This window comes from Microbulbifer variabilis (assembly GCF_020524905.1).
Classification (GTDB): domain Bacteria; phylum Pseudomonadota; class Gammaproteobacteria; order Pseudomonadales; family Cellvibrionaceae; genus Microbulbifer; species Microbulbifer variabilis_A.
Genome location: NZ_JAIVKI010000003.1, coordinates 1 through 13245 on the forward strand (window position 1 = coordinate 1; position 13245 = coordinate 13245).

A 13245-nucleotide genomic window follows, 5' to 3' on the forward strand; every position below is an offset into this window, starting at 1 on the left:
GCGGTTAAAATCCGTGGCACCAATGCCCTGGCCGGCAGTGCAGAGAATAAATTCAATCTCATCGCAACCCGCAAACTTCCCGTCTATGAAAATGGCAGCTGGTCCGCGCCTCAACCCACCCAGGATATAGCCCCATTCTTTGCCTATGTGATCAAGAGCGTCGGCCATACCGACTACCAGATCGGCCTGGAGGAAATGGAGGAACTCCATACCCTGTGGAGCACGCGCGGCGATACCTTCTCGGCGGTATTCGACAACAAAACCACCCTGTTTGAAGCCCTGAAAAAAGTGTTAGCGGTGGGCTATGCCGAGCCCACCCTGGACTATGGCCAAATCATTCCGGTACGCGACGGCCCACGCACGGCGTTCGAACATATGTACCAACCAGACAATATGGTCGGCGAGCTGGAGAGGGATATAAAACTATTTGACCCCGACGAGCCGGACGGCATTGAGGTGGAATACTTCGACCCGCAAACCTGGAAACCGGCCACAGTGCTCTGCACCTTACCGGGAGATCTCGGGCAAGCGCCGAAAAAGGTCCGGGCATTTGGTATCACCGATAAAACCAAAGCCTGGCGCTTCGGCATGCGGCAAAGGCGCACACAGCGCTACCGCCGCATCCGCTACAGCTTTAAGACGGAAATGGACGGCCTCAACAGCCGCTATCTGAGCTACTGCGCCCTTGCCGACGATATCCCCGGATACTCGCAGACGGGCAGGGTATTGGGAGTCAGCGGGCAAGAAATCACCCTGGATGCGGAGCTGGAGTGGGGCATAGGTAGGCACTACCTCGCCCTGCGTAAACCAGATGGCACCCTGTCCGGCCTCTATACGGCTACGCGAACCGACAGCGCCAATATCGTAACGATAGATTCCAATCTGGATTTTACGCCCACACTAGATGGCAGCATGGAACCGCCGCTGTATATGTTCGGCCAGGCCGAGCGCTGGAGCCACCCGGCACTCATCACCGATATTAAACCCAGCGGCACCGAGCGGGTGGGTATGACCGCGGTTAACTACGATGAACGGGTTTATGCGGATGATGATAGTAGTCCTGGTTGAGAGCTAAGAAGGTTATGAAATCATTGATACCAAAATAGTATTTAATAATCTTCAACTGGCAACAGGATGTCCTTTCTACCATCAAATAATACTTCAGAGAAATTAGTGATTATTTCATTTGAATTGCTGAATGATATATTCAAGGTTACGTTGTAATTATTTGAGAATGGCATGACAGTTTGGAAGTAATCAATGAATATTGTTTCTTTAGTTTCTGAATCATAGATGGCACTGTCATGATTTGGGCCACTAATTTCTGCCGTGCATGCTATCTCTGCTTCTATAGAGATTTCAGCAAAACCATCTCCAATTTTAATTATATCCATCTCCTGGATCTCAATGTTGGTCACTGAGACATCTTCTACATGGTTGTCGTGGTAGTTTCCTTCATATTCGAAACCGCAGTATTCAAATGCTTCTTTGATTGTTTCTATAATTCTATTTTCATGTAATGCTAGTAGGTGTTCGACGTGGCTTGTTGATTTCTTATCTTTGTTATATATATTTAGAAATGCCGAAATCTGATCCAGGCTTAAGCAAGTTGTATTTGAGTTACAATAACCTTTCAGGTCATTGTCTTCACTTATTACGTATGCTTTTTGTTTTTTTTGGTCTAGAATATTCTTAAGGCTTAGCAGGGATATGGCGTCAGGAAATTCATGCTTTTTCTTGCCAGGGTTGAAGGATTTCTCACCTTTGAAGTAAAGATCAATCAACTCTCGGTTACAGATGCTATTTGGGTCTAAAATTTGTATGTTTGACTCTGATATGTATCTTTCCCATCTAGCTATAGCGATTTTTTCTATATCTTCGCTGCAGAGAAGATTCTGAGAATTTTTGAATATTTCAGGTAAACTTTCATCTAAAAAATTAAGTTCTCTCATTAACTCTTTATGCGTGTCTCGGGCCTTGGATATCTTGGCTTTTATTTTTCCGGTTACTTCCTCTTTGATGACTTCGGAAATGTAAATATTGATCTGCTTATCTTTGCCGAGCTCGCGTATATGGGATAGTTCAGGGCATTCAAATTTGAAGTTGTGTTTTTGAAATGCTTGGGTGTCGATAAATATATTATTTGTTTCCATAAAGCGACGATTTGTAGTGTTTAGGTTTTTAACATTTTGACACTTAATATGATTGGAAGCAAAATCCAGCCGATGCTTTCGGAATAGAGTGTTAATATGCGCTTACTCCTTATATTTGGCATGATAGTTTTTCTAAGCGGCTGCTACGAAGCTGTGCCCGAGGCTTACGATCGCCGGCAGTGGCTCTCCGGCTGGTCTGATGTCGATGGTGACTGCCAGAGCACGCGCCAGGAGCTACTGATTCGCCTCTCTCTGGCTCCGGTGACCTTTAGCAATGAAAGGGCTTGCACCGTCGTTTCGGGCTTATGGATGGACCCCTATAGCGGCCAGTTTTTCCAAAAGGCTTCGGATCTGGATGTGGAGCATATAGTCCCGCTCGCCTGGGCCCATAAGCACGGCGGTGCCAACTGGACTCGAGAGCAGCGTCGGGCCTTCGCCGAAGACCCGGCCAACCTCTGGCTGGTGGATGACGGCCACAATCAAAGCAAGGGCGACAAAGGCCCCGATGAATGGTTGCCCCCCTACCAACCCGCTCGCGCTATTTATGCCCAACAGTTTCAGCTCATTGCGAAGAGGTATGGGTTGATGTGAATAATTAAATTATTTTAATTTTGCTATCGCCAAGTGTGCCGGTCGTTGTGGGAACCTATGAAGTGCTTAATCTGTACCTCAAGGTTACATTGTGGTATGGATAAGGGCTCTATTGGGTATCGATATTGTTACTCAAGCTGATCGGAAGCATTAGTTACCATTGATATATGGTGGTTAAAAATCAAACCCACAGAAAGGATTCACTAGGTAGTATGGCTGGACATTACTTATTAAGGCAGACCCATGAAAAGACCTCTGTAATAACAGTAGGAGGTTCCAATTACACTATCCAGGTTAGCTATCATGATGTGGCTGGCATTACCGGAAAAGCAGTTGGAATCAAGTTTACAAATGCTAGTGGAAGTATGGATTCTTCAGTGATGGGCAAAACCAATGGACTATCTTTGGCCAGGGCCATTGGAACCCGAGCGACAGAAATGATCCTACCGGATTTGCCTAGTATTTCTATTGTAGGCTTTTATCTTTTGACTGATGATCTGGGTAGGCGTAAAGCCAATGCAATTCATATAAAAAATCGTGCATATGGACACGGTGCGAGGGAGATTTATAAACATCTCAAACACAAACTCCCGCATTTTATTGCTCTTCATACCGATGGTGGTATTGGGTGGTTTATGAGCGATGTAAAAATTTCAGAAACAGATCAATACCGAATTTTTGAGCAAGAACTTGCGAAACCTTTGGAGGTCTTGCCATGTTAATCAAAGCTGATGATGACCAGTACTTTGTTCTTCCTGACGATATTGCTGAGTCAATAATATCTGACCCTACCATTGATCCCACAATGGAGGGCGTGCCCGATTTCTCTGCCCAGGATGTCAATATATTGGTGCACTCTAGTCTCGGTTACATGATGGATGACAAGCTCTCGCTGGAAGAAAATTTTCAGATGATTCGCGAGGATTTCTCAGGTCGCCGACAAGCATCAGAAGAGAACCGATTAAAGGCCAGGCAGCTCATCGAAAAATACAATAATGAAATCACCATAAATCAAATTGGTGTTTGTAACGTTGAGGATGTTATTCAGACAAAAGAAGAGCAGGAAGCTATTCTGAGGGAGCGATACCCCGAATTTGGCAAGTTGCCAATTAAGAATGAAGACTAATTCTGGTTTCTGGCTAGGCTTGCAGTTGATGGTATGGATTGCCCAAATTTTCACTGTTTAAGTGAAATAGCTAAAGGAGGTGCAGTGTGGAATACCAGCCGTACATTGAGGTTGATCCGCAAATAAGGGGAGGGAAAGCCTGTGTGACAGGGACCAGGATAGCCGTAGTGGATATTTTGCAGATGCTCAGCGCTGGCATGACCACTAGCGAAATCATCGAAGACTTTCCCAACCTGGACGAAACCAAAATACGCGCGGCAATAGGATATGCCGCCGATAATCTTCCGAAAGGCAATGAGGTCTAATTTAACGTCGGCTCTTCCATAACTGGTAGGTGCTCTCAATCATCCGATGGATATGCCTACGAAACTCTTGCGGTAGCTTCGAATAAAGCTGCGCAATCAGCGGCGGAAAGGGAATCTGCGCGAAGTGGTGCAGATTCTCGGCCCCGTATACCTCTGCCAAAGTAATCCCCACCGCCTCACACCAAGCCGGCAGCAGCTCCGCCGGCAGCTTCTGACTGCCTGTTTCCATTTTCGAAATCTGAGATGGCGTTAGCCCCAGCTGGTTGGCTAACTGTGCAATCGTCTTCCCCTTCAATTTCCGTGCGTTGCGCAGGCGTTTGCCCAGTGTCCCGGCCTCAAACATCTAGCCGTATTAGGTACTCCCGTAATAACAAATTTTCGATTTTCGAAATAAAACCGCATTTTGCATTTCTAAATTAGAAATAATCCAGAATCTTTATTTATTGAGTGTGATTTTGATAGTAGCGTTGGGGTGTTTGTCGCCAAAAGCCCGCACAAATCACTGAAGGGATTCACTGCGACAGGCCATCGCCGCTCGGAGGCTCCTGCGGCGTTGAGGTTTTTGAAGTTCCTACACGGAGGTAGAACATGCCAATGACTGCTCATATTCAACAGCTTCACCACGTCACTAATCTATGTGCCGGCCTGGAATGGGTTGCGGGCTGTCCCAATCAGACGGCGCGCACCACCTTGCTGCAGCTGATTGGCAAGGAGGTGGGGGATACGCTCAAAGGCGTTATCTTCGCTGTTGAGGAAAAGGCCGTTGCTGGAAACCTGACAAAGGGGGAGGCGGCCTAGTCGGCTGTTGGGGCCGGTGCCGCGAGTAGTATCGGCCTCATAGTCATCCATTCCCCTTGCCGGTTGGAGTCCTGTAGCAATAAACTGTATGTATATACAGTATTTAGGGTTTCCAGTATGAAGCTTTCCTCGCTCTACAGCCATGGCGTTGCCTGTGGCTTTCCTTCTCCCGCCGATGACCACAAGGAGGCGGCTCTTAGCCTGGATGAACACCTGATCACCAAGCCTGCGGCAACCTTTATGGCGCGGGCGAATGGGGATTCCATGATGGGGCTCGGCATCTTCGACAAGGATCTGTTGATTGTCGATCGCTCGCTAACCCCTGCCCATGGGGATGTGGTTGTGGTGGCCCTGGATGGCCAGCTCACCTGCAAAGTGCTGGACCAGCAGCAGGGGCGGCTGCTCTCTGCCAATGATGATTACGCCCCGATCCCTATTTGGGAGGGGCAGGAGTTGATTGTGGAGGGGGTGGTGAAAGCTTCGGTGCGTTACCACCGGCCGCGCTGAATGCTGGTACTGGTGGATTGCAACAGCTGCTATGCCAGCTGCGAGCAGATATTCCGGCCGGACTTGCGCGGGCGCCCGGTGGTGGTGCTCTCCAATAACGACGGCTTTGTGGTGGCGCGCTCCAAAGAGGCGAAGCTATTAGGCATTGGCGACTTGGAGCCCTTCTTCAAGGTTCAGCACCTGCTGCGCGCCCATCGGGTGGCGATCTTCTCCAGCAATTATCCACTGTATGGCGATATCTCTCACCGGGTAATGACCACCCTGCGCGAGTTTGGCCCCAACGTGGAGGTCTACAGCATCGACGAGATGTTTTTGGACCTGCACGGTTTGCAGGAGGATTGGCTGGACTACGGCCGCAAAATCCGCAACACGCTCTGGCGTAATATCCGTATGCCCGTGGGTGTGGGTATCGCCCCCAGTAAAACGCTGGCCAAGCTCGCCAACCGCGCAGCCAAGAAAATCCCCAAGTGCGATGGTGTTTGTGCGTTGGATACGCCGGAGAAATGGCAGTGGATGCAGCGCCGCACCGCTGTGAATGACGTGTGGGGTATAGGTCGTCGCCTCACCAAGCGCCTGGCGGATTTCGGCATAGAGACCGCCTACGACCTGGCGCAGGCCAACCCGAAAATCCTGCGCCGCCGTATCAATGTGAATATTGAGCGCACTATTGAGGAATTGAACGGGATTCCCTGCCTGGGTTTGGAGGAAGAGCCCCCGGCGAAGAAGCAGATCTATTGCACCCGTTCCTTCGGTGAAAAGCTCACCGACCTAGCACCGATACTGCAAGCCGCCACCCTCTATGCCAGCAGGGCCGCAGAGAAACTGCGCGCACAGAAATCGCTTGTTAAGTCGATTCACCTATTCCTGCACACTTCACCCCACGAACCCAACTACTATAGCCGCAGTGCCGTAGTACAGACCCCATACCCCACCGATGACACGCGGGTAATCGTGCGGCTGGTAAGAGAGGCCATTGCGGATTTATATCGCCCAGGCTGCCGCTTTATGAAAGCAGGCGTTGGGTTAATCGAGATAATCCCCTGCGCACTGGGGCAGGGTGATTTGTTTACCCCAGGGCAATCGCTCAGGGCAGGGCAGACCATGCAAGCGATGGACCGGATCAATAACAAGTTTGGTCGCGGGACTTTGTTCCTGGGGGCTGAGGGTATCCAGAAGAAATGGAAGATGCGGCAGGCATTTACCTCGCCTGCCTATACCACTCGGTGGGGGGATTTGCCGAGAGTGCTGACTTGAGGTAGCGCGAGTAAGTTTCCTTTTTGTGTGCTTTCATGTTTCCAATTGAGATATTTGCAAAGTCCCTCAAGATCTGGGAACAAAGTTCGGCTGCTGACCCCGTGTCGATCCAAAGATTCTAGGAGCAATTCCCTGGCGGATTTTGGGATACATATTTCTATTACAGATTTTTTTATTTCTCTGTTTTGTTCTAAAGGTACAAATTTTTTAGTTTTTTCTGAGTATTTGTGTGCAGTAAACCACCCATGTTGTGCGATGATGCGGGGGTTATTGAGGTTAGGACGAATTACCTGAGTTTTTCCTGGTTCAAATGGTCCTTTTTGATTTTCGCTTAAGAACTGATCAGCGCTCAGCACATAAACGAATACATCTCCTTTTTTTCTGTCACTGCAAGCAAAGTAGAGTGCCGCTAAAGGATTGCTAGTCCAATCTAACAGCCTAGTTTTCATGCCAAAGTGTTGAGCTACTACCAACAGCTCCCAGTCATCCATGTCAGTTCTAGGGAGAATAGATGCCCCCATTCTTCTAAGTTCTTTTATCAGTTCTTTTTCTTCAGTTGTAGAGTCATGAGAAGGGGTATCTCTTGCAATACTTGGTAATAGCTTCCCTTTAGTGGCTTGTCCACGGAATAACATGGTTCCTTCGAATTCACATAATGATTCCACTTCGTGTACAAATTCCGCAAAGCTGCTCGCTGACCTAGATTCCATTGGCTGTCCCTTACGCACCTAATATTTCTGAAGCTGAGTTCGTGAAGTTTGTGAGTTTCAACCACCACCTTGTATAGGCTTCCCTCTGCTCTTTCAAGTAGTCATAGTGGTCATAGACTTGCCACTGGCCTGGCAATTTATGCCCCAGCATAATTTCAGCAATATGGGGCTCAGTCAGTTCGGAGAAATTTGTCCTGGCTGTCTTGCGTAAGTCGTGCACCGACCAGTGTTTCATTTCGTAGTCTCTGTGCCGTCGTAGCCACTGCATCAGGTTGTAAGGCAGTGCCAGCGGCGCGCCCTGGCCCATGGGTTTATCGCTGCCGCTATTGTTGAACAGGTGTTTGCTTTCGCCGCTCAGCAGAAAAGCCTCTTTCAGCAGGGGCTCAATCTCAGGGATGATGGGGCGCAATAGGGGCTTCTTGGTCGACTTGCCCATCTTGTGGTTGGCGGGTGGCACCGTCCAAATGCGCTTTTCAAAATCGAAGTGCTCTTTCTCGCTTACGCGCAGTTCACCATTGCGGCAGCCATAAAACAGGCACAGCTTGAGGAAAATCTTATTCTTCGCCGCCATGCGCGAGTGCTCCAGAGCCTGCCACATCATGCCGATTTCATCCCGGCTCAGAGAGCGGGTGCCGATGCCTTTCTTGATGCGCAGGTCTTCCGTTGCATTGATATTGGCAATCGGGTTGCTAGTAATGAGCCTGCGCCGCACACCCCACTTCAGCATTTGTTTGGCATTGGTCAGGATGCGATCGGCAATGCCGGGGGTGGCCTGTGCCCGTTTCTCCAATAGGGCCAGCCACTCGTGCAAAGTGACTTCTTCGGCGGGTAGGTGGCCAACGGCTGGGAACACATACAACTGAAAAGAGCGCAGGATTTCATGGTGCCCCTTTTTGTTCTCCTTGCAGTAGGAGTGATACCACTGCAAGAAAAGCTCCTCTAAAGAATCTGCGCTTAGGATCGCCTGCTTTTCAAGTTGTTTTACCACCCTGGGGTCATAGCCCTGTTCCAGCTTTCCTTTCAGGCGCTGGCCTTCACTCCTGGCGTTCTTCAGAGTCATTAAAGGGTAGGAGCCGAGATCCACGCGGGCCGGCTTGCTGTCGTAGCGGTAGCGGAGCTGAAAAGTGATTTTTCCCTGAGGCGTGACACGCACACTAAGGCCATCCCGATCAGCCTTTTCAAAACGCTTCTCTATCTTCTTTCCTGAATTAGCCTTCAGCCAGGCATCCGACAACGCCATAACAACCTCCATGTGTACATATTTTTTAAGGCTAACAAAAAGGCGATTTGTGTACACGCCTATGTACACATTTTTTGCGGCTGGGGTTGGTTTTGGATGACTTAAGCTGTCGCAGGTCTAAGGCTTAAAAATAAGGTTTTATGCGGGATTTATTAATTTTTTGTCGTAGGTTGTCAGGCTGTGACGGTGGGGGATTTATAGGGGTGGGAAATAATTGCGAAGGTGCGGCGGCCGGCAAAGCCCGCCAGGGAAGAACTCTGGCCCATATTTTAAGGTTCGATCACTCGATATTCGGAAGAAAAACAGGTCTGCATTATACACGCCGGCACTGCTACAAGGGTGGGGTATACTGCGAAATTGGTCTCTAAAATTGGGGCATCTAAACCATTTCGGTAGTGTCAATGGGCGGAGCTGCCAGCGCGGCTGGCACTCCAGAACATCTTTTTGAATCAATTCGACTTTTCAGTCGAGTCAAGGTCATCACAAAGAGCAGCAGCTAGTCATTCGGTCTGCATAGGTGGCTTGGGTGCTGGAAAACCATGGGGGAAGTATGAGTCAGGAACGATTACAGCTATTACGGGAAGAATTGCGGCGACAGGGTGTGGAGGCTTTCCTGGTTCCCCGGGCCGATGAGTATCAAAACGAGTATGTGCCTGCGGCAGATGAGCGTTTGGCCTGGATCACGGGTTTTACTGGATCAGCGGGCATGGCGGTGATTGGACTGGATAAAGCGGCCCTGTTTGTGGATGGCCGCTATACCCTGCAGGGTCAACAGCAATTGGGGGATTTACCTATCGCTTTGGAGGACCTGAATAATCAGGTCATCGCCAAGTGGGTGGGTGATCAATTGAGCGCGGGGCAGTCGCTGGGTTTTGATCCTCGCCTACACACCGAGCCGGGGTTGGCACTGTTGGGAGAATATCTGGATGAGCGTGATATTGCCCTGAAGCCCCTGGAGCAGAACCCAATTGATACGATTTGGCAGGATCGGCCGGCTTCTCCCTGTAGTCTTGCCTGTCCCCACCCCTATGTTTTTACCGGGGAGCACTCCAGTGACAAGCGCCAGCGCATCGCTACGCTTCTGGCGGAAAAGCGTGTGGATGCTTTGTGGTTGCCAACCCCTGAGATCTGCGCCTGGCTGTTCAATATTCGTGGTGACGATATCCCCCATTTACCAGTGGCGCTTTCCAGCGGGGTGCTTTTTAGGGATGGCAGCGCAATTTTGTATCTGGCTGAGCAGGCGGTCGGTGAAGGGCTCTTGGAACATCTAGAGCGGGAAGTGATGGTGGTGACTGAGAAGGGCCAGTTGTTTGAAGGTCTGCGCCGCCGCCATGTGAATAGGATCTGGGTAGATCCCTCTAACAGTAACTGTTGGACCCTGCAGCAGCTGCGCGCCCTGGATTTACAGTTGCTGTTAGAGCGAGACCCTGTGACGCAGGCCAAGGCGTGCAAAAATGCCGTGGAGCTGGCGGGTTCCAGAGCGGCGCATGAGCGCGATGGCGCAGCACTGTGCGAGCTCCTGGCCGAGCTGCCCACTGCGGTGGAAAAAGGCCTGGATGAACTAGCGGCAGTGAAGTTGCTGTATAGCAAGCGCGAGGAGCGGGAAGGCTTCCGCGGCAACAGCTTCGAGACAATTTCCGGCTACGGTCCCAATGGTGCCATAGTGCACTACCGGGTGAGCCCTGAGTCGAGCTTAAAAATGCCAGCAGAGGGGATTTACCTGTGTGATTCCGGTGCCCAATATCCCGATGGCACCACCGATGTCACCCGCACGGTGGCCTTGGGCGAAATTCCCGCACTTGCACGAGAGCACTTTACCCGAGTGCTGAAGGGGCATATTGCTATTGCCACTCTACGCTTTCCGCAGGGTACCTGTGGAGAGCAGATCGATGCGATTGCGCGCAGATCCCTATGGGATGTGGGTTTGGACTATGCCCATGGAACAGGTCATGGTGTCGGTAGTTTTCTCAGTGTGCATGAGGGACCGCAGCGTATCGGTAAAGTGATCACCAATACCCCGCTGCAACCGGGCATGATCCTCTCCAATGAGCCTGGTTTTTATCTCACCGGTCAATACGGTATCCGTATTGAAAATCTGGTGTTTGTAAAAGAGAGTGCGGATTACCCTGGATTTTTACAGTTTGAGGAATTAACCCTGGTGCCGATTGACCGTGACCTGATCGATACAGCACTCCTTTCCTCGCAGGAGCGGGATTGGTTGAACCGCTATCACCAGCGTGTACGGGAGGTCGTTACACCGCTGGTAAGTGAAAAAACCGCTTCCTGGTTACAAGCGGCCACCGAGGCTTTGTAATGCTATCGCTGGGAGCCTGGCTCCCAGCTTTTTTCGAAGTAGTGAAAGCCGTGCATTTGCATGGTAATAATTACTGCACTTCAAATTTATACCCTGCGCCATAGACCGAATGGATTAACTCCTTATCCGGCAGCAAGGCCGCAATTTTCTTGCGCACTTTTTTAATGTGACTGTCGATGGTTCGATCGCTGATTACCCGGTAGTCCGAATAAATGCGGTCCATAATCTGATCGCGGGAAAAAATACGGCCGGGCTCACTATAGAGAAGTTCGAAAAGGTGAAATTCCAGCGCGGTTAAGCCTACATCCTGCCCTCCGATTAGGAGCTGGCCGGTTCTACACCTCAGTTGAATTTCCCCGTATCTCTGCTGTTCTGAACTGTGAGTGCGACGTAAAACGGCTTTGACCCGGGCCACAATTTCCCTGGGACTATAGGGTTTGCACACATAGTCATCCGCCCCAACTTCTAAACCGCGCAAGCGGTCCACTTCTTCAATTCTGGCGGTCAGCATAATGATGGGCACGTTGCTATAGCGGCGGATTGCTGTGCAAATTTCCAGGCCGCTTTTCCCCGGTAACATCAGGTCCAGCAAAATCAGGTCCGGAGGTTGGGCGTCGACATGGGGGATGACTTCATTGCCATTAGTGAGTATGTCGGCCTGGTAACCGGCTGCTTCAAGATAATCCAGCAGCAGGTTGGCCAGTTCTGTTTCATCTTCGACAATTAAAATCCTTGCAGCCATTATTCCTACCATTTAATCCTCTCGGTGAGAGGGAGAAAAATACTAATTTCCAGGCCACCCAGGCGGGACGGGCCGGCGGAAATACTACCCTCGTGGGCTTTAACAATATTCTGGCAAATCGACAGCCCCAGTCCCGCACCACCAGTTTCCCGACTGCGTGAGGCGTCGGTGCGATAGAGGCGGTCAAAAAGGTGGGGGATATCCGCACTGGTGACCCCCGGAGAGGAGTCGGCAAAGGTGATAATAGCTGTTTGCGCTTCCGCGCGGGCACAGATTTTTAACTGGCCGCCGCTGTCGGTATAGCGCAAGCTGTTGGTAAGGAGGTTGCCAAACAGCTGTTGCAGGCGCGCCTCATCGGCGTAAATGAATTTATTTTCGGCCAGCTCACACTGCAATTGCAGGTCGATATTTTTCTGGGCAAAGGCACTTTGAAAATCCTCTACCACCCTGGTAAGCAGCGGCCCAAGGGGGAGGTCGGATTTGCAATAGTTCAAGGCGCCGGCATCAGATAGAGACAGCTCATAGAGATCGTTGATCAAACGGCTAAGCTGGCGAATCTTATCGTGCAAAATATTGAGGTTTTCCGGTGTGGCGGTGCGCACACCATCCTGCAGGGCTTCAATTTGCCCCTTGAGTACCGCCAGTGGTGTGCGTAGTTCATGGGAAATATCCGCCATCCAGCGATTGCGCGCATGTTCATTGGCCTCGAGAGTTGCTGCTAAACGATTGAAGTCTGCGCTCAGTTGGCCCAGTTCATCGCGTCTCTCGATATCAATGCGGGTTTTGTAATCTCCCGATGTGAGGCGATGGGTGGCCTCGGCCAGGCGACGTATGGGACGAACAAGCTGCCAGGCTAGGGGCAGGGCGATGGCCAGGGCAAGAATGAACGTGGCGATGGAAATCAGCGCAAAAGTGCGGGAAAGTTCCCGAATAAATCCCTGCTCGTAATTATTGGAAAGAGCGGGTGGGGGATTGATAGTGAGGTACCCGACAGTTTTCCCTTCCACTTGAATGGGCTGATAGAGTAAATCCTTCGCTGGGGCTGGACGCCCGATGACCAGCTGCTTTTCACTATCGAACAGACTCAGGCGCGGGCCCAGCTGGTTACCCATGGGGGGGCGCCCTGGACCGGCTCCCGGCGGTGGGGGTGTGGGAAAGCGCCCCATTTGCCGAAAGATGGTTTGCCGGTGGAGATCCACCCATTCCGAGCCATCGGCTTCCAGTGATTGCCAGCTGCCCTTGCGGCTATAAAAGCGCTCCAGTGCCTGAACCAATCCCTCTACATCGCGCAGTTCCTGTGCGCGCATATAAGCCTGGAAGCCGTGGCTGAAACTCCACTGGAAAAATACAAACATACCGCCGACTGTAATCGCTGTAGTCAGTAAAAAGGCCAGGCTGAGTTTGTTGCGAATATTTAATGACATCTTTTGTGTAGTCCTTCCTGCGGACAGTCAGTACAGCGGACTCTCCCGTTCCGCCACTTCGGGCATTGCCCGTGCGGGTGA

Annotated in this window: 15 protein-coding genes; 8 read left to right on the forward strand and 7 right to left on the reverse strand. The window is 50.7% G+C overall.

The annotated features are described in order from the left end of the window. On the forward strand, positions 1 to 1068 hold a 1068-nt coding region (locus tag LC073_RS05230; RefSeq protein WP_226644400.1), incomplete at its 5' end, for a host specificity factor TipJ family phage tail protein. A gap of 41 nt (positions 1069 to 1109) precedes the next feature. Here LC073_RS05230 and LC073_RS05235 read toward each other — a convergent pair. After that, complete coding sequence (locus LC073_RS05235; protein WP_226644404.1) at positions 1110 to 2153, reverse strand: PIN domain-containing protein; 1044 nt, start codon at positions 2151 to 2153, stop codon at positions 1110 to 1112. Between the two features lie 96 nt (positions 2154 to 2249). On the opposite strand from LC073_RS05235, the gene LC073_RS05240 reads away from it, so the two are divergent. The 4 genes from LC073_RS05240 (at position 2250) to LC073_RS05255 (ending at position 4175) form a co-directional block, all read left to right on the forward strand. After that, positions 2250 to 2744 (forward strand): HNH endonuclease family protein, encoded by a 495-nt coding sequence (locus LC073_RS05240; protein ID WP_226644408.1) that lies wholly within the window; start codon positions 2250 to 2252, stop codon positions 2742 to 2744. Positions 2745 to 2956: 212 nt separating this feature from the next. After that, positions 2957 to 3466, forward strand: a complete 510-nt coding sequence (locus LC073_RS05245) for a hypothetical protein (protein WP_226644411.1) — start codon at positions 2957 to 2959, stop codon at positions 3464 to 3466. Further along, complete coding sequence (locus LC073_RS05250) at positions 3460 to 3870, forward strand: hypothetical protein (protein ID WP_226644414.1); 411 nt, start codon at positions 3460 to 3462, stop codon at positions 3868 to 3870. Before LC073_RS05245 ends, LC073_RS05250 begins: the two co-directional genes overlap by 7 nt. Positions 3871 to 3956: 86 nt before the next feature. After that, entirely contained in the window at positions 3957 to 4175 is a 219-nt protein-coding gene (locus LC073_RS05255) for a DUF433 domain-containing protein (RefSeq protein WP_226644417.1), read from the forward strand. A 1-nt stretch (position 4176) separates the two neighbouring features. Here the strand turns inward: LC073_RS05255 and LC073_RS05260 are convergent, their stop codons facing one another. Then, positions 4177 to 4518 (reverse strand): helix-turn-helix domain-containing protein, encoded by a 342-nt coding sequence (locus LC073_RS05260; RefSeq protein ID WP_226644420.1) that lies wholly within the window; start codon positions 4516 to 4518, stop codon positions 4177 to 4179. 290 nt (positions 4519 to 4808) lie between these two features. Next, positions 4809 to 5024, reverse strand: coding sequence for a hypothetical protein (locus tag LC073_RS05265; protein WP_226644427.1), 216 nt, complete (start codon positions 5022 to 5024; stop codon positions 4809 to 4811). Positions 5025 to 5090: 66 nt separating this feature from the next. On the opposite strand from LC073_RS05265, the gene LC073_RS05270 reads away from it, so the two are divergent. Continuing rightward, the gene (locus tag LC073_RS05270; protein WP_226644428.1) at positions 5091 to 5480 is read left to right on the forward strand and encodes a LexA family protein; all 390 of its coding nucleotides are present in this window, start codon (positions 5091 to 5093) and stop codon (positions 5478 to 5480) included. Further along, positions 5481 to 6734: a Y-family DNA polymerase gene (locus LC073_RS05275; protein ID WP_226644429.1), complete on the forward strand. Its 1254-nt coding sequence runs from the start codon at positions 5481 to 5483 to the stop codon at positions 6732 to 6734. Here LC073_RS05275 and LC073_RS05280 read toward each other — a convergent pair. Both LC073_RS05280 and LC073_RS05285 read right to left on the reverse strand, forming a co-directional pair. Beyond that, positions 6692 to 7444, reverse strand: coding sequence for an FRG domain-containing protein (locus LC073_RS05280; protein ID WP_226644433.1), 753 nt, complete (start codon positions 7442 to 7444; stop codon positions 6692 to 6694). The two genes, LC073_RS05275 and LC073_RS05280, sit on opposite strands and share 43 nt — an antisense overlap. Positions 7445 to 7454: 10 nt before the next feature. Further along, positions 7455 to 8684 carry a tyrosine-type recombinase/integrase gene (locus LC073_RS05285; protein ID WP_226644435.1) on the reverse strand — a complete coding sequence of 410 codons (1230 nt, stop codon included), beginning with the start codon at positions 8682 to 8684 and terminating at the stop codon, positions 7455 to 7457. 550 nt (positions 8685 to 9234) lie between these two features. Between LC073_RS05285 and LC073_RS05290 the strand changes: the two genes are divergently transcribed. Continuing rightward, positions 9235 to 10998 (forward strand): aminopeptidase P family protein, encoded by a 1764-nt coding sequence (locus LC073_RS05290; RefSeq protein WP_226644437.1) that lies wholly within the window; start codon positions 9235 to 9237, stop codon positions 10996 to 10998. A 70-nt stretch (positions 10999 to 11068) separates the two neighbouring features. On the opposite strand, the gene LC073_RS05295 is transcribed toward LC073_RS05290, so the two are convergent. Both LC073_RS05295 and LC073_RS05300 read right to left on the reverse strand, forming a co-directional pair. After that, positions 11069 to 11740, reverse strand: coding sequence for a response regulator (locus LC073_RS05295; protein ID WP_226644440.1), 672 nt, complete (start codon positions 11738 to 11740; stop codon positions 11069 to 11071). A gap of 5 nt (positions 11741 to 11745) precedes the next feature. Beyond that, on the reverse strand, positions 11746 to 13164 hold the full coding sequence (locus LC073_RS05300) for an ATP-binding protein (RefSeq protein WP_226644442.1): 1419 nt from the start codon (positions 13162 to 13164) through the stop codon (positions 11746 to 11748). Positions 13165 to 13245: the final 81 nt, after the last annotated feature.